Origin of the sequence: Palleronia pontilimi, assembly GCF_016412875.1 — a bacterium.
Taxonomy (GTDB): Bacteria; Pseudomonadota; Alphaproteobacteria; order Rhodobacterales; family Rhodobacteraceae; genus Palleronia; species Palleronia pontilimi.
Window position 1 is genome coordinate 204,200 of the sequence record NZ_JAEKPD010000008.1, and the last position, 21,552, is coordinate 225,751.

General features: G+C 65.4%; 14 protein-coding genes. 2 read left to right on the plus strand and 12 right to left on the minus strand.

Annotated features, from left to right (window positions below):
- Positions 1-115 precede the first annotated feature (115 nt).
- From ILP92_RS09840 to ILP92_RS09860, 5 genes are all read right to left on the minus strand, one after another.
- Positions 116-1,282 (minus strand): ABC transporter ATP-binding protein, encoded by a 1,167-nt coding sequence (locus ILP92_RS09840; protein ID WP_198916208.1) that lies wholly within the window; start codon positions 1,280-1,282, stop codon positions 116-118.
- Positions 1,283-1,302: 20 nt separating this feature from the next.
- The gene (locus ILP92_RS09845; RefSeq protein WP_235971295.1) at positions 1,303-2,967 is read right to left on the minus strand and encodes an alpha-amylase family glycosyl hydrolase; all 1,665 of its coding nucleotides are present in this window, start codon (positions 2,965-2,967) and stop codon (positions 1,303-1,305) included.
- 2 nt (positions 2,968-2,969) lie between these two features.
- The gene (locus tag ILP92_RS09850) at positions 2,970-4,118 is read right to left on the minus strand and encodes a carbohydrate ABC transporter permease (RefSeq protein ID WP_198916209.1); all 1,149 of its coding nucleotides are present in this window, start codon (positions 4,116-4,118) and stop codon (positions 2,970-2,972) included.
- Between the two features lies 1 nt (position 4,119).
- Positions 4,120-5,100, minus strand: a complete 981-nt coding sequence (locus ILP92_RS09855; protein WP_198916210.1) for a carbohydrate ABC transporter permease — start codon at positions 5,098-5,100, stop codon at positions 4,120-4,122.
- Between the two features lie 199 nt (positions 5,101-5,299).
- On the minus strand, positions 5,300-6,655 hold the full coding sequence (locus ILP92_RS09860; RefSeq protein ID WP_198916211.1) for an ABC transporter substrate-binding protein: 1,356 nt from the start codon (positions 6,653-6,655) through the stop codon (positions 5,300-5,302).
- Positions 6,656-6,949: 294 nt separating this feature from the next.
- On the opposite strand from ILP92_RS09860, the gene ILP92_RS09865 reads away from it, so the two are divergent.
- Positions 6,950-7,978, plus strand: a complete 1,029-nt coding sequence (locus ILP92_RS09865; RefSeq protein WP_198916288.1) for a substrate-binding domain-containing protein — start codon at positions 6,950-6,952, stop codon at positions 7,976-7,978.
- An 83-nt stretch (positions 7,979-8,061) separates the two neighbouring features.
- Positions 8,062-9,039 carry a glucokinase gene (locus tag ILP92_RS09870; RefSeq protein ID WP_198916212.1) on the plus strand — a complete coding sequence of 326 codons (978 nt, stop codon included), beginning with the start codon at positions 8,062-8,064 and terminating at the stop codon, positions 9,037-9,039.
- 19 nt (positions 9,040-9,058) lie between these two features.
- On the opposite strand, the gene ILP92_RS09875 is transcribed toward ILP92_RS09870, so the two are convergent.
- The 7 genes from ILP92_RS09875 to glgC all read right to left on the minus strand — a co-directional run bounded on the left by ILP92_RS09875 (position 9,059) and on the right by glgC (position 21,518).
- Entirely contained in the window at positions 9,059-10,726 is a 1,668-nt protein-coding gene (locus tag ILP92_RS09875; protein WP_198916213.1) for an FMN-binding glutamate synthase family protein, read from the minus strand.
- A 90-nt stretch (positions 10,727-10,816) separates the two neighbouring features.
- Positions 10,817-13,186, minus strand: a complete 2,370-nt coding sequence (gene gghA / locus ILP92_RS09880) for a glucosylglycerol hydrolase (protein ID WP_198916214.1) — start codon at positions 13,184-13,186, stop codon at positions 10,817-10,819.
- Between the two features lie 12 nt (positions 13,187-13,198).
- Positions 13,199-14,830 carry an alpha-D-glucose phosphate-specific phosphoglucomutase gene (locus tag ILP92_RS09885; protein ID WP_198916215.1) on the minus strand — a complete coding sequence of 544 codons (1,632 nt, stop codon included), beginning with the start codon at positions 14,828-14,830 and terminating at the stop codon, positions 13,199-13,201.
- A gap of 11 nt (positions 14,831-14,841) precedes the next feature.
- On the minus strand, positions 14,842-16,725 hold the full coding sequence (gene malQ, locus ILP92_RS09890) for a 4-alpha-glucanotransferase (RefSeq protein ID WP_198916216.1): 1,884 nt from the start codon (positions 16,723-16,725) through the stop codon (positions 14,842-14,844).
- Positions 16,722-18,815, minus strand: coding sequence for a glycogen debranching protein GlgX (gene glgX, locus ILP92_RS09895; protein ID WP_198916217.1), 2,094 nt, complete (start codon positions 18,813-18,815; stop codon positions 16,722-16,724). Before glgX ends, malQ begins: the two co-directional genes overlap by 4 nt.
- A gap of 4 nt (positions 18,816-18,819) precedes the next feature.
- On the minus strand, positions 18,820-20,253 hold the full coding sequence (glgA, locus tag ILP92_RS09900) for a glycogen synthase GlgA (protein WP_368667863.1): 1,434 nt from the start codon (positions 20,251-20,253) through the stop codon (positions 18,820-18,822).
- A complete protein-coding gene (glgC, locus tag ILP92_RS09905) occupies positions 20,235-21,518 on the minus strand; it encodes a glucose-1-phosphate adenylyltransferase (RefSeq protein WP_198916218.1) in 1,284 nt (427 codons plus the stop codon). Before glgC ends, glgA begins: the two co-directional genes overlap by 19 nt.
- Positions 21,519-21,552 lie beyond the last annotated feature (34 nt).

Below are 21,552 nucleotides of genomic sequence, written 5' to 3' on the forward strand. Positions count from 1 at the left end.
ACCCTGTCAGAACATGGTTACCATCCGCTGAACGCCCCGGCCGCACCGGCGCGCGCCCTGCCCATCTTTGTTCTCGAAAATATCCCGGCGCAGCGCCCGCAGCCCGCGCGCGGTCTCAGTGCTTGGAGACGTTGAAATCCTTCATCGTGGCCGTGCGCGCCAGCCCGCCCTCGCGATAGAGCAACGAGATCCCGTCCTTGAAGACGTGAACCTTCGACGGGTCCGCCCCCAGCTTCACCTGGTTGCCGCGCAGATCCTTATGGATCCCGGCCAGCTTCGCGATCACCGCCGCATCGCCCTTTTCCAGGTCTTCCAGGTCGGCATCGCCGGTTTCGAAGTAGAGCAGCGTCACCTCGCCGAGCGCTTCGATGATATCCACCTTGCCCTCGAAGATGTACTGGTCGCCCTCGGCGGTGACGAAATCCTCGGGCCGCACGCCCACTTTCACCTCGGCACCCATGTCGGCGTCGGTCGACGGGTAGTCCGACACCGCCGTGCCGCCGCCCTTGACCTCGACCGTCGTCCGGTCGCCGGTGCCGGTGATCTTGCCTTCCAGCAGGTTCATGGCGGGCGAGCCGATGAATTGCGCCACGAATTCGTTCTCGGGCTTCTGGTAGAGCTGCAGCGGCGTTCCGACCTGCGCGATCCCGCCACCCGCCAGCACGACGATGCGTGACGCCAGCGTCATCGCCTCGACCTGGTCGTGCGTCACGTAGATCATGGTCGAATTCGGCATGTTCTCCTTCAGCTGCGCGATCTCGATCCGGGTGGCCACGCGAAGCGCGGCGTCCAGGTTCGACAGCGGCTCGTCGAACAGATACACCTTGGGGTCGCGCACGATGGACCGCCCGATGGCCACGCGCTGGCGTTGGCCGCCCGACAGGGCCTTGGGCAGACGGTCGAGATAGGGTTCGAGCTGCAGGATCTTCGCGGCTTTCGAGATGGCCGCGTCGATCTCGTCCTTGGACTTCTTGGCGATCTTCAGCGCGAAGGCCATGTTGTCGCGCACGGTCATGTGCGGGTAGAGCGCGTAGGACTGGAACACCATGGCGATGCCGCGCTGGGCGGGCGGCACGTTATTGACCACCTGGCCGTCGATCTGCAGCTCGCCCCCGGTGATCCGCTCGAGCCCCGCGATCATGCGCAGCAGCGTGGACTTGCCGCAGCCCGACGGGCCGACGAAGACGATCAGCTCACCCTGCTTGATGTCCAGGTTGATGTCGCTCAGCACCTGGACGCTGCCATAGGCTTTTTCGACATCCGTCAGTTTCAGATCGGCCATGGGTCTCTCCCTGTTGGTCTTTATGCTGTCCTTGGCGTGGCAAAGGCGGCCTGCCACGGCGGAAGCGTTATTGTCTTTTCGGCGGTCTCGGACGCGAAGGGCGCGGTGTCCAGCACCGCCCAATCGCCGTCGGGCAAGGCCACCTGCTGCGCCTTGTCGGTCAGGTTGAAGGCGCAGAACAGCCGCTCGCCCGCGCCGTCGCGGATCAGCGCCAGCGCATCGTCATCGGCGCGGACGATCTTCAGATCGCCCTTGGCCAGCGCCGGGTGCTGGCGGCGGAAGGCCAGGAACGCGCGGTAGAAGTTCAGCACCGAGTCCGGCTGCTGATCCTGCAAGGATACGGCGCGCTCCACATGCTCGACCGCCACCGGAAGCCAGGGCTGCGCGTCCGAAAAGCCCGCGTTCCGCCCGGTGTTCCACGGCATCGGTGTCCGGCAGCCGTCTCGGCCCTTGAACTTGGGCCAGAACCGCTTGCCGTAGGGGTCCTGCAGATCCTCGTAGCGGACATAGGCCTCGGTCAGGCCGAGCTCCTCGCCCTGGTAAAGACACGCGGTCCCCTTCATGCACATGAGCAGCGCGGCATAGAGCTTGCGCGCGGGCTCGCTCAGGTTGAAGCGGGTGGCGTAGCGCTGCACGTCGTGGTTGGAAAACGCCCAGCAAGCCCAGCCGTCGGTCACGATCCGGTCGAACCGCTCCAGCACTTCGCGGATGCGGCTGCCCGAGGGATAGATCGTCCCCAGAAAGTCGAAATCATAGGCCATGTGCAGCAGGTCGTCGCCGGCGGTGTAGTCGCGCTGGGTCTCCATCCCGCGCTGCGACTCGCCCACCTCGCCCACGCTGGTGATCGCCGGGTATTCTTCCATCAGCGCGCGCAGGCGGCGCAGGAAATCCAGGTTCTCGGGCTGGGTCTTGTCGTAGAGGTGGTCCTGGAAGTTGTAGGGGTTCACCGCGGGCGCGGTATTCTCGTTCCGCTCCTCTGGGTTCAGGGGCGGGTTGTCGCGCAGCTGCTTGTCGTGGACGTAGAAGTTCACCGTGTCCAGCCGGAAGCCATCCACGCCCTTGTCCAGCCAGAACCGCGCCACGTCCAGCAGCGCGTCCTGCACGGCGGGGGTGTGGAAATTCAGGTCGGGCTGTTCGGACAGGAAGTTGTGCAGGTAATACTGCATCCGCTCGCCGTCCCACTGCCAGGCCGACCCGCCGAAGATCGACAGCCAGTTGTTGGGCGGCGTGCCGTCGGGCTTGGCCTCGGCCCAGACGTACCAGTCGGCACGCGGGTTGTCGCGGCTTGCGCGGCTTTCCTGGAACCACGGGTGCTGGTCCGACGTGTGCGACAGAACCAGGTCGATCAGCACCTTCAGCCCCAGCGCGTGGGCGCGTTCAACCAGCGCCTCGAAATCGCGGATCGTGCCGAACATCGGGTCGACATCGCAATAGTCGCTGACGTCGTAGCCGAAATCCAGCATGGGGGATCTGAAGAAGGGCGAGATCCAGATCGCGTCCACGCCAAGCTCGGCGATGTGGTCCAGCCGGTGGATTATGCCGGGCAGATCGCCGATGCCGTCGCCATTGGTGTCCTGGTAGCTGCGCGGGTAGATCTGGTAGATCACCGCCCCGCGCCACCAATCCTTGTCGACGGGCCCCTGGGGACGGACGACGGGGTTCGCCATTTCCGACAGGAAACTCATCGCTACTTGACCGAACCCGCCAGCAACCCGCGCACCAGGAAGCGCTGCATGGTGAAAAAGACCACCAGCGGCACCGCGATGGACACGAAGGCGGCGGTGGCGAGGATACCCCAATCGCCCCCGCGTGAGCCCAGCAAATCGTCGGCGATCTTCACGGTCATCACCTTGGATGCATCGTCCGAGGGCAGGAACACCTTGGCCACCAGCAGGTCGTTCCAGGTCCACAGGAACTGGAAGATGCTGAACGCGGCCAGGGCCGGCAGGCTGAGCGGCAGGATGATCCGCACGAACAGCTCGAAATCGGTGGCGCCGTCGACCTTGGCGCTCTCGATGATGTCGCGCGGCAGGCCGACCATGTAGTTGCGCAAGAGATACACGGCCAATGGCATCCCGAAGGCCGTATGCGCGAACCAGATGCCCATGAAGCTTTGCCCGATGCCGATCTTGTTGTGCAGGTTCAGCATCGGCACCAGCGCCAGCTGCAAGGGCACCACCAGCAGGCCCACGACCAGCGCGATCAGCACGCCGCGTCCGGGAAAGTCCATCCAGGCCAGCGCGTAGGCCGCGAAGGCCGCGATCAGGATCGGGATGATCGTCGCCGGCACCGTCACGATGAACGTGTTTACGAAGGCTTGGGTCATGTTGTCAGCTGTCAACACCTGCTCGTAATTGTCGAGCGTGAAATCCGGTGGACTTTCGGCGGCGAAATAGACCCGCTGGCCGCGATCCGGTTCTTCGGTGGTGCGCCATTCGTAGGTGCCGTCGGCGTTCACCACCAGCGTCTCGCCATCGCCGATCTCGACCGGCTCGCCCGCGGGAAAGGCCCCCGGCTCGCGCCCCGAGGTCCCGAAGGCGACGACTTCGCCGCCGCCGCCGGGGAAATAGCTTTGCGCTTCGGGGTCGTCATAGATGTTGCCGGTCACGACATAAACGTCGCCTTCCAGCGTGGCTTCGGTCGCGGTGCGTCCGCGCGCGGTCAGCTCGACCGGGAACGGCGCTTCCCACCAGCCCGACGCGCTGATCTGGTCGCGGTCGCGGAACGACGACACGAACAGGCCGATGGTCGGGATCAGCCACAGAAGGACCAGGACCAGCACCGACAGGTGTGTGGCCCAGGTGAGCGAGGATTTGGTGCCTGCGATATTGTCCATCTCAACGCATCTCCTTGCGGGCTTGCACGATGTTCCAGATCATCACCGGCAGCACGACCAGCATGATGACGAAGGCGATCGCGGTGGCGCGCCCGTCGTCGCGGAACATGAAATCCATCATGTAGGACGGCAGGATCTCGGTGCCGAAATTGCCGCCCGTCATGGTGTAGACGATGTCGAAGACCTTCAGCACCAGGATCGTGATGGTGGTCCAGACCACGACGATGGTGGGCATGATCTGCGGCACCTTGATCTGGAAGAACAGCTGCCACGGGTTCGCGCCGTCCAGGATCGCGGCCTCGATGGTCTCTTCGGGGATGCCGCGCAGGGCCGCGCTGAGGATCACCATGGCAAAGCCGGTCTGGATCCAGATCAGGATGACCATCAGGAAGAAGTTGTTCCAGAACGGGATCTGCAGCACGTCGATGGGGTTCTCAAAGCCGACCATGGCCCGGATCGCATTGATCAGTCCGATATCGGCGTCGTTGGCATAGACGAATTTCCAGATCAGCGACGCGCCCACGAAGCTGATGGCCATGGGCATGAAGATCAGCGACTTGGCGAAGTTGCCCCAGCTGAGCTTGTCGGTCAGCTGCGCGGCCAGCAGCCCGAAGAAGGTCGAGCCCGCGGGCACCACGATGGCCCAGAGGAAGTTGTTGATGAACGAGGTGCGGAAATCCTGGGATCCGGCCAGCGAGATATAATTGCCCATCCCCACGAAATCGTCCGGGTTGCGCCCGTAAAGCGAGCGGACGAACGAGCCGATCACCGGATAGACCAGATAAAGCCCCAGAACGAAGATCGCGGGAAACAGGAACAGCCAGGGCCGGACCTGGTTGGCGCGGTTGATGTTCTGGCCCGCTTTCGGTCCCTTCGGCGGGAAGATCACCTTATCGAGCACCAGGTTCGAAAAGTAGAAGTAAGCCACGCAGCCGGACACACCGATGACGATGGTCAGCAGACCTTGCAAGATGACTGGCATCTCTTTTCCCCCCTGAATAGACAGCGACATCTGGCGGTCGCGTTTGGTCAAGTCTGCGATAACACCGGGCGCGGACGCAACCGTTGATTGTCATCGGTCGATGCGGGACCGCGCATGCCGGGAGCCGCTGATCGCGCCAAAAAAGAAGGGCGCGACCCCGTTGGATCGCGCCCCCATTCTTAAGTCGTAGATGCTCGGCTCACTTGAGCGAGCTCCAGCGCTCCTGGATCGCGTTGGCGGTGGCTTCGGCGTCCTGGCTGCCGGTCGTGAACTCGACCATCTGCGTCCAGAAGGCGCCGGCGCCCACTTCGCCCGGCATCAGGTCCGAGCCGTCGAAGCGGAACGTGTCCGCGTTCAGCAGGATGTCGTTCGTCGCGCGTGTCGAGTCGGACGAAAACACCTCGGGGTTGATGCCCGTGTGCGGCGTCAGCAGACCGCCCTGCGCGGCCCAGATCTCGTGCGCGATGGGCAGTTGCAGAAAGTCGATGAACGCGCGGGTCGCTTCGCTGTCCTTGGTGATGCCGAACATGGTGCCACCGCCCAGAACCGGCTTGTCCTGGCCTTCAGGCGCGGGGAAGTAGAAGAAATCCACGTCCTCGCCTACGGCGGTGCCTTCGGGGAAGAAGGTCGGGATGAAGGTCGCCTGCTTGTGCATGTAGCATTCGGGCGGGAACTGGAAGAGACCCGCCGGGCTGTCGCGGAAGTCGGTGGTGGCGGCGGCTTCACGGCCGCCGTTCACGTAGCCGTCCTGCAGGAAGAAGCCGTATTCCTCAATCGCGGCGACGACCTTGGGATCGTTGAACGGCAGCTCGTTGGTGGTCCAGGCGTCGTATTCCTCGGGGGTCACCGTGCGCAGCATGATGTCCTCGACCCAGTCGGTCGCGGGCCAGCCGGTGGCGGCACCCGATCCCAGACCGATGCACCACGGCGTCACGCCGTCCTCGGCCATCTGGGCGGTCAGCTCTTTCAGCTGCTCGTAGGTCTCGGGGATCTCGTAGCCACCTTCCTCGAACTGCTCGGGCGAGTACCAGACCAGCGATTTCACGTCGATCTTGTAGGGGAAGGCGTACATCGCCTCGTTGCCATCGGGCCCGGCGAAGGTCGCGAGATCCACCCAGGACTGGCCCGCGGCGTAGTTCTCGGCAATCCAGTCGGCGGTTTCCTGCTCCAGCGGGGTGATCGAGCCGCGCGCGGCAAGATCGGCGACCAGTCCGGGCTGCGGGAAGGCGGCGATGTTGGGCGCCGAGTTCGCTTCGGTCGAGATCACGATGTCCTGCTCGAAGCTTTCGGAACCCGAGTAGTTCACGGTCGCGCCGGTCGCGTCCTCGAAATAGTCGATGACCGAATTCACCAGGTCGCCGTCGGCGCCGGTCCAGGGGCCGGTGATATCGACGGTCTCACCGCTCAGGTCGGTGTTTGCCGCGAATTCTTCCAGGCTGTCCCAGCTGAAGGCGCCTTCGCCCTTGGGAAAGACCAGGTTCACGTGTCCTGCGGCGTGGGCCATGCCAGCGCTGAGCGCGATGCTGGCCGCACCTGCGTAAAGAATATGTTTCATGTGGTGTCCTCCCGGATTTATCGTTCCACGGCTTGGGGGCCATGTTTGGTGGTGTGTCGCGAGCGCCCGGCGATGCCAAAGCGCTTTGGCATTGATCGCAAGACAATCAAACCCACCCCCAAGAGTCAAGCAATCGCCCCCAAACCGTTCGAAAACAAGTGATTTTCCACCGATTTATGCGGCAGCGCAGCATCGGCGGTTTTGACAGCCGGGGGGCAGATGGCGTATCCAAAGACAGAATTCCAAACCGCTTTGGAAAGCTTTGTTGCCGTAAGGAACGTCTTGCACCACGCCATGAACCTGAGGGAGCTGTCACATATCCTGGGCCTGAGCCAGACGACCGTCAGCCGCGCGCTGAACGGGTATCCCGAGGTCAGTGAAGCCACGCGCATCCGCGTGCAGACCGCCGCCATCGCGCATAATTACCGCCCGAACGCCCGCGCGCAGGGCCTGGCGACGGGCCGGGCCCGCGCGATCGCCCATGTGCTGCCCATGTCGTCGGGACACGAGGTGCTGAACCCGGTTTTCGCCGAATTCATCGGCGGCGCGGGTGAGGTCTATGCCCGGGCCGACTACGACATGCTTCTGTCCATCGTGCCCGCGGATCAGGAAATCACGGCCTATCGCACGCTGGCCGCGCGCCGCTCGGTCGATGGCGTGATGGTCCACGCGCCGCTGGTCGAAGATCGCCGGATCGCGCTGTTGTCGGAGCTGGGGCTGCCGTTCGTGGTGCATGGCCGCAGCGGATCGGATGGCCCGCCCTATGCCTGGCTCGACATGAACAACCGCCGCGCCTTTGCCCGCGGCACAGCCCATCTGCTCGACCTGGGCCACCTCCGGATCGCGCTGCTGAACGGGCTGGAACGGATGGATTTCGCGCTTCGCCGCAAGCAGGGCTACCTGGACGCGCTGGCCGCGCGCGGCATTGCCGCCGATCCGGCGTTGCACGACAGTGCCGAGATGTCCGAGGATTACGGCTTCGAGGCCGCGTCGCGGATGCTGGCGCTTCCGAACCCGCCCACCGCCTTTCTCACGTCATCGTTGATCGTGGCCATCGGCGCACGGCGGGCCTGCCAGGATCGCGGGTTGGTCCTGGGGCGCGACATCTCGATCGTCACCCACGACGATGACCTGGGCTACTTCCGCAACGGCCGCGATACGCCCTATTTCACCGCCTTGCGCAGCCCGATGCGCGAGCACGGACGCCGCGCCGCCGAGATGCTGCTTGCGCAGATCGTCGACCCCGGGCCCGCGCCACGCCAGCAGCTGCTCGAGGCCGAGTTCCTGACCGGCCAGTCCTGCGGCCCCGCCCCCGGGCCCTGAACGCAGCATGCTTGCGGCGCGCGCGCAAAGCGTCCTATCAGGGATCGAGCCCGACCCCGCCCGCCGCAGATGGATCCCGTGCCATGTCCCCAAAGCCAGTCACAACGGTCGTCGCAGATGTGGGGGGCACCAACACGCGCGCGGCGTTGGCGCTGGATGGCGCGGTTCGGCCGGACACGATCCGGCGCTTTCGCAACGAAGGCCGGTCCGGGCTGGGCGACATCCTGTCCGACTACCTTGCCGAGCAGGGAGATCCCGACTGCGCGGGCGCTTGCATCGCCATGGCGGGACCGGTGATGGACGGCGTGGGCCGCCTGACCAATGTCGGCTGGACCATGACGCGCGAGGATCTTGCCGCCTGCACCGGGGCGGGCCACGTGGCGATCCTGAACGACCTGCAGGCGCAGGGCCACGCCATGGATCACATCGCGGAGGAAAACTTGCGCGTGCTGATCCCAGGCCCCAAGGCTCAGCCCCACAACGCCAAGATGGTGGTGGGGATCGGCACCGGCTTCAACGCGGTGCCGGTCTTCAGGACCGAGACCGGGCGATACGTGCCGCCCTGCGAAAGCGGGCACGTGACCTTTCCAGTGCTCAGCGATGACGACATGGCGCTGGCGAAATACGTCTCGTCGGCGCACGGATTTCCGGGGGTCGAGGACGTGCTCTCCGGCCGCGGGTTCGAGCGGACCTATGCCTGGGCCAGCGGCACCGACACCAGGCGCGACTCGGCCTCGATCATGGCGGCACTGGAAGCCGATGACGATCCCGTGGCGATCCGCGCGGCCAACGCCTTCGTGCAGGCCATGGGCCGCGTCGTCGGGGACCTGGCGCTGACCCACCTGCCCTTCGGCGGCATCTACATGATCGGCGGCATGTCCCGCGCGCTGACGCCCTACCTGGCACGCTTCGGTTTCGACGAGGCGTTTCGCGGCAAGGGACGGTTTTCGGACTTCATGGTGCAGTTCGCCGTCTGGGGGGTCGAGGACGATTACGCCGCCTTGACCGGCTGCGCACGGCATCTGGAAGGGCTGATGACCCCGGGCGCGGATACGCCCTAGGGTCAATTGCGTGGCGGACCTATTCGGCCGCCGCCTTTTCGGCCGACCGGCGCTTTTGCGAGCGCCCGTAAGGTTCGGGCGGGTTGAACGTGTCGGGCGAGGCGCGGCGCCACCGCTTGAGATAGACATCGTCAACGTCGCTGTTGGCGTTGTCGATCAGATGGCCCGGCGGGATGTAGGGCCAGCTGTCCGATGCCTCGACCATGTCGCCGTCGGCCTCGCGCTTCATGAAGTGATGCGGCAGGAAATCACGCGGGTCGTTCAGTCCCGCCGCGCCGGCCATTTCGGCCAGCGCGCGCATGGTGTTGCGGTGGAAATTGGCCACGCGCACCGCCTTGTCGGACACCACCAGCGCGCGCTGGCGCAACGGATCCTGGGTCGTCACGCCCGTGGGACAATGGTTGGTGTGACAGACCTGCGCCTGGATGCAGCCGATCGAGAACATGAAGCCCCGCGCCGAGTTGCACCAATCCGCGCCCATGGCGAAGGCCTGGGCGATGTCGAAGGCGTGGATCAGCTTGCCCGCCGCGCCGACGCGGATGCGGTCGCGAATATCGGCGCCCCGCAGGGTGTTGTGCACGAAGGTCAGGCCCTCGACCAGCGGCATGCCCACGTGGTTGGCGAATTCCAACGGCGCAGCACCGGTGCCGCCTTCCTTGCCGTCCACCACGATGAAATCGGGATAGATACCGGTGTCGATCATCGCCTTGACGATGCACATGAACTCGCGCCGGTGGCCGATGCAGAGCTTGAAACCGACGGGCTTGCCACCCGACAGCTCGCGCAGCTGGCCGATCCACTGGCACAGCTCGCGCGGGGTCGAGAAGGTCGAATGACCGGCGGGCGAGATGCAGTCCTGACCCATGGGAATGTCGCGGGTTTCGGCGATTTCCTTGGTGATCTTCGCCGCGGGCAACATGCCGCCATGGCCGGGCTTGGCGCCCTGGCTCAGCTTGATCTCGATCATCTTGACCTGCGGATCCACCGCCTTTTCCGCGAAGGTCTCGGGGTTGAAGGCGCCTTCGTGGGTGCGGCAGCCGAAATAGCCCGATCCGATTTCCCAGATCAGGTCGCCGCCGCCCTCGCGGTGATACTTGCTGATGCCGCCCTCGCCGGTGTCCTGGGCGAAGCCGCCCGCTTTGGCGCCCTTGTTCAGCGCCGAGATCGCGGCCGCCGACAGCGAGCCGAAGGACATGGCCGAGATGTTGTAAAGCGACGCCTCGTAGGGCTGCTTGCAGTCCGGGCCGCCGATGGTCACGCGGAAATCGTGGCGGTCCAGATGCGTGGGCGCGATGGAATGGGTCATCCACGCGTAGCCGCCTTCATAGACGCGCTCCTTGGTCCCGAAGGGGCGCGCGGCTTCTTCGTTCTTGGCCCGCTGGTAGACGATCGAGCGATCCTCGCGCGAGAACGGTTCTTCGTCCTGGTCGCCTTCCAGGAAATACTGGCGGATCTCGGGGCGGATCTTTTCGAAGAAGAAGCGCATTCGCCCGATCACCGGGTAGTTGCGGGTAATCGCGTGGCGATCCTGGATCACGTCGTAAAGACCCATGAACGCGAAGATGCCGAAGAAGACGACCCCCAGCCAGAAGGCGGCGGACACCCAGGTCAGGCCAAAGAAGACGATGGTCAGCGCGACCGCGCCCGCCCATATCCCGTAGCGTTCCATGGATCCGATGCGCTTCATACTGAGGCCTCCTGCGGCGTGAACGTGGCACACAATGCCGCCTCAGGGCCCCGAAGGGCAAGGGACGTTCGCGTGATTTCTGGGCGGTTTTCAGATACCGCGGGTGAAGACCAGGCCCATGCTGTCGCGCAGAACGATCGGCCCCGACACGTATTCGCCGCCGATCCCCGGCGTGCGCAACGCGCAGCTCCATCCCGCGCCCTTCAGCCCCGGGATGGGCAGTCGCAGGGGATCGAATTCGCCCGACGGACCGCCTTCCATGTGGGTGATGCAATAGACCTCGCGGCCCTCGTGCTTGCGGTAGCTGGTGAAGATCGTTCGCCCGTCCACGGGCTGAATGTAGTCGAAATGATCGTCGGGGCCCAGGTTGTCGCGCAGCCACGGATTGTCGCGGCGGAAGCTGCGCAGCGACAGCATGAACTCGGTCTGGGTCGGGTCGAGCGCCGAGATCGAGTTGGACACGTTGCAATATTCGTGCATGTCGTCCATCCACGCCCGCGCGATCTGCTTGAGATCCGGCACGGTGAAGTGATCGGGTCCGGCAAGCGCGGGCTCGACCCCGTTCAGCAGCTTCGCGATGTGGTCCAGGTCGTAATCGGTCACTTCGACCAGTGCCGGCAGGAATTCGAAGAACCGCGCCAGGTCGCCGCGCGTCTCGTAGCCGAGGTCCTTCAGGCGCTTGAAGTTTCCGGGCACCGAGTATTCGTATTCGTCCACCTGCCATTTCAGGCTGATCGCTTCCTCGGCCACGACCTTGACGCCGTACTTGTCATCCTGGTTGCGGATGAAGCCCCAGTTGGCCCGCGCGGTGGCGTTCAGGAAATCCATCGGCACACCCGGCAACGCGGCATAGGTCAGCATCGACACCGCCGGGTTGTCATAGGCCTTTTCCAGGATCTCCATCTGGGTGTCGCCCAGCCGGGTGTTGATGTTGAGCTTGGGGTTCACCTGCGTGCCGCGGCGCAGCGTGTCGTGATTTGCGGTGCCCGAGATCCAGTTGGCGCCCACCGCCAGCACTTCCTTGATGCGCCACCACTTGGACAGCCAGAAGCCGTAGATGAAGGGCGTGTTGTGGGCGAAAGTGAGCGGACCCCACTGGAACACGTCGGGGTCGTGCTGTTTTTCGATCACGGCGCGGTAGTTCGACGACAGTTCCCAGTCTTCCTGCGGCCAGGGGCGACCGTCCTCGAACACGAACCAGGGGCGGTAGCGGGTGCCCGCGACCTCTTGCACCATGTCGGACATGAGCTGCAGGTATTCGTCGTCGTGGCGCAGCATCTGCGCGCCCGCGTCCCACCACTTGAAGTCCTGCGCGCCGTCGACGCGCACGCCGTCGGCGCCGAAATCCACCTTGCGGCGCTGCATTTCCAGCATGATCGCGCGCACGGCGGGGTTCTTGTAGTCCATGTTCTGGCCGTACATGTTCGGCCCGGCGAAGAAATGCGAGTTCAGCGCGTCCAGCCCCTGGTTGTCGGAATGACCGAACACCACGTCGAGGATCAGTTTCTTGGGCCGGGTCGGGAAATTGTGCAACACCGACGCGAAGGCCACCAGTTCGTCCGGCCGCCCCGATTCCAGCAGCACCGGGTTCACCGTGCCCATGCCCGAGATTACGATGTCGTAGCCCCAGTTGGTCGTGTCGGGGCGGGTCAGGCTGACCTTGACCTCGGATTCGGTGTCGCCGGCCGTTTCGTGCCAGAAGCCCGGACCGACCTCGTAGGTGGTCGTGGGCTCGACGGGCAGCAGCTGCACGGCGTCGTAGCCGAGGAAGATCTGGTCCAGCGGATCAAGGCTGAGCCCGCCCGCCACGCGCTCGGACAGGCGCTCGAACTGGCGCGTCAGGCTGGCCAGCGTGCCGCCCGCCGTCGCGGTGGGGACGTGGATCTGCAGGATGTTGACGGGCGGGCCGAACTTGTGGGGCGCGTCGCCCGCCAGCGCTTCGAAATAGGCGCGGTCGCCACGTCGCTTCTGCATCTGTGCCAGGTCGTAAAGCTCGGCGGGCGCGAAGGCGCCGAAGGGCAGCGACATGGCCAGCGGATCAAGGATGCGATGCCACGTATCCTGCGCGTCGCGCCAAACGAGACAGTAGAAATCGCCCCCCTGCTCGCGCGAGCCCGCGCGCATCCCCTTGGCGGCGGCGAAGGTATGGGCCTCGTAGCGGGCGACGGGCAGGAACGTGCGCTCGAACGTGACATCCTGGTGCGACCGGGTCAGGTCCAGCGGCCCTTTGGGTGACAGCACTTCCAGGAAGATATCGCCATCGGGCACCCGCGCGTCCAGCAGCTCGGGCGTCCAGAAACCGAAATGCGCCATGTCGCCGTCGACATGACCGCCCAGCATCCGCGCGATCGCCATATGGGCGTCAAATGCCGTCTCGGACGTGTTCAACAATTGGCGGCACTTATGGGCCAGCCCTTCAGCCACGCCGGTATCGGCGGTGACGCGCTCACTCAAGATCATGGTCTTCCTTCCTCAGGCGCGGACGTCGGGCTCGGTCCGGCCCGTGTGGTGTTCAATCCGGGCGATTTCATGGGCGGCCGCGATCATGTCCGACAGCGCGTCCTGCGCGTCGCGATCCTTGGCATCCGCGGCATCGCTCACATCTTCCAGGTAGACCCGCAGCGTGGCGCCCACGGTGCCCGTGCCCGACAGGCGGTAGACCACCCTGCCCCCGTTTTCGAACATGATGCGGATGCCCTGGTGCTCGGCGACCGAGCCGTCGACGGGATCGTGATAGGTGAAGTCATCCGCGGCGATCACCTTGCGCCCGGCGAAGCTTTCGCCCGCGATGTCTTCGATCTTCAGCGTGAGCGCGTCGAACATGGCGTCGGCCTTGTCGTTCTCGATCCCTTCGAAATCGTGGCGCGAATAGAAGTTGCGCCCGTACTCGGCCCAGTGGTCGTGCAGCAGCTCGACCACGCCCTTGCCGGTCGATGCCAGGATATTCAGCCACAGCAGCACCGCCCAAAGCCCGTCCTTTTCGCGCACGTGGTTGCTGCCGGTGCCGGCGCTTTCCTCGCCGCAAAGGGTGATCTTGCCCGCATCGAGCAGGTTGCCGAAGAACTTCCACCCGGTGGGTGTTTCGTAGCAGTCGAGCTTCTTTTTCTCGGCCACGGCGTCCAGCGCGCGGCTGGTGGGCATCGAGCGTGCCACGCCCGCCAGCCCGTTGGCATATGCGGGCGCGCGGTGGGCATTGGCGGCCAGCACGGCCAGCGAATCCGAGGGCGAGACATAGGTGCCCGGCCCCATGATCATGTTGCGGTCGCCGTCGCCGTCGCTGGCCGCGCCGAAATCGGGCGCGTCGTCGGCATGCATGATCTCCATCAGCTCCTTGGCCCAGATCGGGTTGGGGTCGGGGTGTCCGCCGCCGAAATCCGGCTTCGGGATCGCGTTCTTGACGCTGCCCGCCTTGGCGCCCAGCCGGTTTTCCAGCACCTCTTTCGCATAAGGCCCGGTCACAGCGTGCATCGCGTCGAAACAGATCCGGAAGCCGCCCGCGATCATCCCGCGGATGGCGTCGAAATCGAAGAGCTGCTCCATCAGGTCGGCGTAGTCGGCGACCGGGTCCACGACCTCGACCACCATGTCGCCCATGGCGTGCTCGCCCAGCGACGACAGGTCGGCATCCTGCGCCTCGGCGATCTTGTAGGCGGTGATCGTCTTCGTCGCCGCGAAGATCCGGCCCGTCACGTCCTCGGCGGCCGGACCGCCGTTGGGGGTGTTGAACTTGACGCCGAAATCCTCGTCGATGCCGCCGGGATTGTGGCTGGCCGAAAGGATGATGCCGCCATCGGTCTTGCGCGTGCGGATCAGGTTGGACGCGGCGGGCGTGCTGAGCAGCGCGCCCTGCCCGACGATCACGCGCTTCGCCCCCGAGGCCGCGGCCATGCGCAGGATCACCTGTGCGGCCTGCGGCGAGAAATACCGACCGTCGCCGCCCAGGACCAGAGTCTTTCCGGCGACGCCGCCGATGCCGTCCCAGATCGCCTGGATGAAGTTTTCCAGGTAATGCGGGGCCATGAAGGTGCGCGTCTTTTTGCGCAGGCCGGACGTGCCGGGCTTCTGGCCGTCGATGGGCTGCGTCTCGATCGTCAGAATTTCCATGGCGTCAGTCCCTATCTTCGTGCGTTTTGCATAGACTCGGCCACCGCGCGCACGGCGTCAAGCGACCCGAGCGCGTCGGCCGCCACCCCGAGGCTGCGCCGCCAGTTGGGATGCTCGAAAATGGTGCCGGGCAGGTTCGGCTGCTCGATCTGGCCCAGCAGATCCTCGATCTGGACCGCGACCAGGCACGAGGGCGTGTCGGCCAGGAAGCGGTGCAGATACTCGGCGCTGTCGCCGCCGATCAGCGTGACCAACGCGGCCACCTCGTCGCGGCGGCGAGCGCGCGCCTTCTCGAACGCGTCATCGTCCATGTCGCCCAGGTCGCGCCGCCATTCCAGGTCGCGCCCGGCTTTCCAGCCTTCCCAGGTCGGCAGATCGTGGGTCCCGAAGGACGTCAGCGCGTGCTCGTCGTATTCCTTCGCGGGGGTGAACCGCGGCACCGCCGCGTCCCAGTCCTGCATGAACTGCGCCACGCGGCAGCCCAGAAGGCCCGAGGCTTCCAGCGCGTCGTGCAGCCCGTCGGGGATATTGCCCAGGTCTTCGCCCACGATGGTCGCGCCCGCGCGCGCGGCCTCGATCCGGGCCACCGCCAGCAACGCGTCGCGCGGCATCCGGATGTAGGCGCCGGGGATCGCCGGATCGTCGGGGACCCAGAATGCGCGCTCGAACCCGAGAATGTGGTCGATCCTGAGCAGGCGCGCGTGGCTTAGCTGTTCGCGCAGGATCGCGGCCAGGGGTGCAAAGCCGCGCTCGGCCAGCGTGTCGGGCCGCATTGGCGCCAGCCCCCAGCTTTGCCCATTGGCCGTGAACGCATCGGGCGGCGCGCCCAGCGAGACGCCCCTGGCGAAGAGCTTGGGGTCCGCCCAGGTCTCGGCGCCGCTGGGATGGGTGCCCACCGCCAGATCCAGATAAAGCCCGAAGCGCATACCGGCGGCGTCCGCCTTGCGCGCCACCTGCGCCAACGACATCTCTGCCCGCCATTGCAGCCAAGCGTGGAAGCCGACCGCATCGGCGTGGTCATGGGCGAAGGCGCGCACCTCGGGGCTGCCGGGATTGCGATAGGCTTCGGGCCAGGCGGTCCAATACGGCCCCAGCGTGTCGGCTAGCGCCTGGTGCAGCGCGAACCGCTCGAAATCCGCACCCTGCAGGACGCGCCAGTCCTGGAAGCCGGGACCGCCATCGCCCGTCCATTCCTGCCGCAGCGCCGCCAGCCGGGCGGGCTGGTCCACCGCGTAGTCGACCATCGGGCCGCCGGGCGCCGGGGGCGGGCTGGCCGGATCGACATGCAGGGTCGACAGGCGCCCGCGATGCGAGGGCGAATAGGGGCTGATGGCGCTGGCATCCGTGGGAAAGCCCGCGTGGATCGGGTTCACGCCGACGAAATCCGCGCCCGCGGCACCCAGCGATGCGACGGCCGCGCCCAGATCGCCGTAGCTGCCGACCCGTCCATCCTGGCCCAGCCCGTAAAGCGGCAGCGTGATGCCCCAGCCGGGCTTGGGCAAATCCAGTTTCGGCGGCGCCGATAGCAGCCACGCGTGCCAGCCCGGCGCACTGAGCCGGTGGATGCCCATGGGCAGATCCCCCAGCGTGCGGCCGTATCCGTCGCGCCTGCCGCCGTCGTCGAAGTCCAGCAGCCAGTCTATGCCGTCCAGCGCGTCGATCTCGTGCGCGCGTTCGCTGCTGATCACCATCCATGGGGGCACGGGCCGCAGGGCGTCTTCGGCCCGCAGGCGGTCCAGAAGGCTCGCGGCCGCTTCGGCGTCGGTCGGCGCCCCCATCGCGACGAGCATCGCATCACGCGATGCCGGTGTCAGATCGTGATGCGCGCCCACCTGGTCCTTGTAGGACGCCACGACGCCCAAGCGGGCGGCCAGTTGATCGCGCGGATCGCTCATCCGGTGTGGATGTCCAGCAGGAAGACCGACACCGACGCCCCCGAGATCGTCACCCGGCCGTCCGGGACGTCGGTGTGCTTGCCGTGCCGGGACGTGTCGATGCGCCAGACCCAATGGGTGCCCTGCGGCGGATCTGGGATCACCATCTCGGTCGCGTGGCCTGCGTTGAACACGGCGAAGATGGCCGTCTCGGTCTCGGCGTAGTCGGGGGTGCCGCTGGCCATGCGCAGCTCCATGGCGACGCAGCAGAGGTCGGGATTGCCCCAGTCCTCGTCGCTCATGGGTTTGCCGTCGGGACGCCACCAGAACAGGTCCTCGATCCCGTCGACGCTGCGCTCGCGCGAGTGCAGGAACAGCTTCTGGCGCAGAAGCGGGTGATCCTTGCGGAACTTGATCATCATGCGGGTGAAATCGTGGAAATCGTGATCGAAGCTGTCCCAATCGATCCAGCTGATCTCGTTGTCCTGGGAATAGGCGTTGTTGTTGCCGCCCTGGCTGTTGCCCATCTCGTCGCCCGCCAGGATCATCGGGGTGCCCTGGCTGAGCATGAGCGTCGCCATCATGTTGCGTCGCCTGCGGGCGCGGGCCGCAAGGATGTCATGGTCGTCGGTTTCGCCCTCGACGCCCATGTTGTCGGAATAGTTTTCGCCATGGCCGTCCTTGCCGTCCTCGCCATTGGCGAGGTTGTGCTTCTCGTTGTAGCTGACCGTATCCATCAGCGTGAAGCCGTCATGGGCCGTCAGAAGGTTGACGGACGCGGTGGCGGGCCGTCCCGAATGGTCGAATTGCAGCGCGCTGCCGGTCAGCCGGTCGGCCAGCGCCGGAGCTTCGCCCGGATCCGCGCGCCAGAAGCGGCGCACCGTGTCGCGGTACTTGTCGTTCCATTCCATGAAGGGCGGCGGAAACGCCCCCAGCTGATAGCCGCCGGGGCCGATATCCCAGGGCTCGGCGATCAGCTTGACGTCGCAGAGCACCGGATCCTGGCGGATCGCGTCGAAGAACGCGGCGCCGCGATCGAAGCCACCTTCGTTCTGCCGACCCAGCGTCGAGCACAAATCGAAGCGGAACCCGTCTACGTGCATGGTCTCGACCCAGTAGCGCAAGGAATCCATGATCATGCGCAGCACCATGGGGTGATCCACGTTCACCGTGTTGCCGGTACCGGTATCGTTCACGTAGAAGCGCGGGTTGTCGGGCTGCAGGCGGTAGTAGCTGGCATTGTCGAGGCCGCGGAAGGCCAGCGTCGGGCCCAGCTCGTTGCCCTCGCCGGTATGGTTGTAGACCACGTCCAGCAAGACCTCGATCCCGGCGGAATGGAAGCGGGCCACCATCTGCTGGAACTCGGAGATCTCGGCCCGGGCCATGTATTTCGGTTCGGGCGCGAAGAAGCCGATGGACTGGTAGCCCCAGTAATTGCTCAGGTTCTTTTCGTGCAGGAACCGGTCGGTCAGGTAGGCATGGACCGGCAAAAGCTCGATCGCGGTGATGCCGAGATCGCTCAGGTAGTCCAGCATCCGGTCCGACGACAGGGCCAGGAAGGTGCCCGCATCGTCCAGGTCGCCGCGCCGCATGGTCAGACCCTTGGCATGCGCCTCGTAGATCACCGATTGCTGGATCGGCGTGCGCAGCGGCGTGTCGTCACCCCAGGAAAACGCCGGATCCTCGACAACCGAGCGTGGCATGTAGGGCGCGCTGTCGCGGGTATCCATCGCCAGGTCGGCGTCCTTGTGGCCAACCTTGTAGCCCTGCAGCGCGTCGTGCCAAGTCGGGTGCCCGGTCAGCCGCTTGGCGTAGGGATCCATCAGCAGCTTGTGCGGGTTGAAGCGGTGCCCTTCTTCGGGGCGATAGGGGCCATGTGCGCGGTAGCCATATTTCTGGCCCGGACGCAGACCCGAGATATAGCCGTGCCAGACATCGCCATCGCGTTCGGGCAGGTCGATCTGCAGCGTCTCGCGCCCGCCTTCGTCGTAAAGGCAAAGCACCATGCGGGTGGCATTTTCCGAAAAGATGGCGAAATTCACGCCATCCCCGTCGAAGGTCGCGCCGATGGGGGCCGCGCGGCCCTCGGTCATCACGTGATCAAGGCTCATGTGTTCAGATCAGACTTCTGTATAAGGCGGCGTACTCAGCGGCCGAGCTGTCCCAGCCGACCGGATGGCGCATCGCGTTTTTCACCATCTTCGACCAAGTATCTCGGTCGGCGTAAAGGTCCAAAAGCCTTTTCATCGCGTGGGCTGTGGCGTCGCCACGACCGGCCGTGTGCATAATCCCCGTGCAAACGCCCACTTTCACGGCAGCGTCGTTGGCGTCGATCACGGTATCGGCCAAGCCGCCGGTATTCGCGACCACGGGGATGGTGCCGTAGCGCAGACCGTAAAGCTGGGTCAGCCCGCAGGGCTCGAACCGCGAGGGCACAAGCACCGCGTCGCCGCCCGCGATCAGAAGGTGTGCCAGATCCTCGTCATAGCCGATGCGCACGGCCAGGCCGTCGTGGCGCGCGGCTGCGAATTCCCAGGCGCGTTCCAGCTCGGACGCGCCAGATCCCAGAAGCGCGATCTGCCCGCCATCCGACAGGAACGGCTCGAGCCCGTCCAGCGTCAGGTCCAGCCCCTTCTGCTCGGTCAGGCGCGACACGACGACGGCCAGTGGCCCGTCGGCGTCTGGCAGACCCATCTTGGCGCGCAAGGCTTTCTTGGCTTTCTCCTTGCCTTTCAGGGATTTGTAATGCGGTGCCACGGTGTCGTTCGCCGGATCCCAGACCGCAAGGTCGATGCCGTTCAGGATGCCGGTCAAATCGTCCTGCCGCGCGCGGATCAGCCCTTCGAAGCCCATCCCGAAGGTATCGGTGGTCAGTTCGCGCGCGTAGGTCGGGCTGACGGTCGTGATCTTGTCGCAATAGTTCAGACCGGCCTTCAGCGACGACACGCGGCCCCAGAATTCGAACCCTTCGGGCGTGTAGTCGGCGGGGTCGAGCAAAAGCTCGCCCATCATGCCCGGATCGGCGTGGCCGGCGAAGGCGATGTTGTGGATCGTCATCACCGACGGCACGCCCACGCGCAGCTTGTGCAGGTAATAGGGCGCGAAGCCTGCCTGCCAGTCGTGGCCATGCACCACGTCCGGCCGCCAGTCGCCCAGCCCGTCGCGCGCGATGCGGGCGGCCACCAGCGACAGGGCGGCGAAGCGCTGGGGGTTGTCGGCCCAGTCCTGGCCATTGCCGTCCAGATAGATGCCGTGATCGCGTTCGTAGAGATGCGGCGCGTCCAGCACCAGCACGGGCACGCCCTTGGCCGTCTGCGCCAGCACCTGCGCCGAGGCGCCGAAAAGATCGTCGACACGCGTCAACTCGATCGGTGCGTCAAGCGCGGCCATGACCGGCTTGTAGCCCGGCAGCAGCACGCGCATGTCCACGCCCTGCCCCGCCAGCGCCCCCGGCAGCGCGCCGGCCACGTCCGCAAGGCCGCCGGTCTTCACCAGCGGCGCGCATTCGGACGCGACCGACAGCACCCGCATCATTGCGTGGCGAGCCACTTCTCGATCATCGGCTTGGTGATCAGCGTCACGCCGCCGTCGCTTTCGTAGAAGATCGGATTGCCCTGCGCATCCAGGTGCTCGGGCGCGTCCTCGGTGCCGACCTTCAGGCCCTCGGGGATCTCGACGCCGCGGTCCACGACGCATTTCGTCAGCTCGGCCGAGCGCCCGATATTGCAGCTTGGCAGGATCACCGCCTGGTTCAGCTTGGCGAAACTGTTGGTCTTCACCTTGGAAAACAGCAGCGATTCGCGGATCTCGGTGCCCGAGATGATGCATCCGCCCGACACCAGCGACGACAGCGCGTGGCCGCGCCGCCCTTCCGCGTCGTGGATGAACTTGGCGGGCGGCGTGCTTTCCGAATAGGTCCAGACCGGCCAGTTGGTGTCCCACAGGTCGAGATCGGGGTCGAAATCCGTGAGGTCGATATTGGCCTGCCAATACGCATCGACGGTGCCCACATCCTTCCAGTATGCGGGCGCGTCCTCGCGGTGGCGCACGCAGGAATCGGAAAAGCGGTGCGCCTGCGCATGGCCGTTTTCCACGATGTAGGGGATGATGTCGCCGCCGAAATCGTGCTTCGAGCTTTCCTTGTCCTCGTCGCTGAGCAGCAGCTCGCGCAAGTAAGTCCACTTGAAGACGTAGATGCCCATCGAGGCCAGCGTCTGGTTCGGATTGCCTGGCATTCCGGGCGGATTGTCCGGCTTTTCCAGGAAGGACGTGATGCGCCACTTGTCGTCCACGTCCATGACGCCAAAGGCTTTCGCCTGTTCGCGGGTGACGGTCAGGCAGCCGATGGTCACGTCCGCCTTGGTGTCCACGTGTTCGCGGATCATCACCTCGTAATCCATCTTGTAGATGTGGTCGCCCGCCAGGATCAGGATGTATTCGATCCCGTAACTGTCGATGATGTCTATGTTTTGCGTGACCGCATCCGCGGTGCCCACGTACCACTTGTCTTCGGCCACTCGCTGCGACGCGGGCAGGATGTCCAGGTATTCGTTCCGTTCGGCGCGGAAGAAGGACCAGCCGCGCTGGCAATGGCGGATCAGGCTGTGCGCCTTGTACTGGGTGGCGATGGCCATCTTGCGAATGCCCGAGTTCAGCGCGTTCGACAGCGCGAAATCGACGATCCGGGTCTTGCCGCCGAAATAGACCGCCGGCTTGGCGCGCATTTCGGTCAGGTCCTTCAGCCGCGATCCGCGCCCGCCGGCCAGCACGAAGGCCAGCGTGCGGTTCGTCAGTCTCGAGTTCGGTCGGTCCATCCCTCGTCTCTCCCTCCCAGAAGTTATTCTTGTT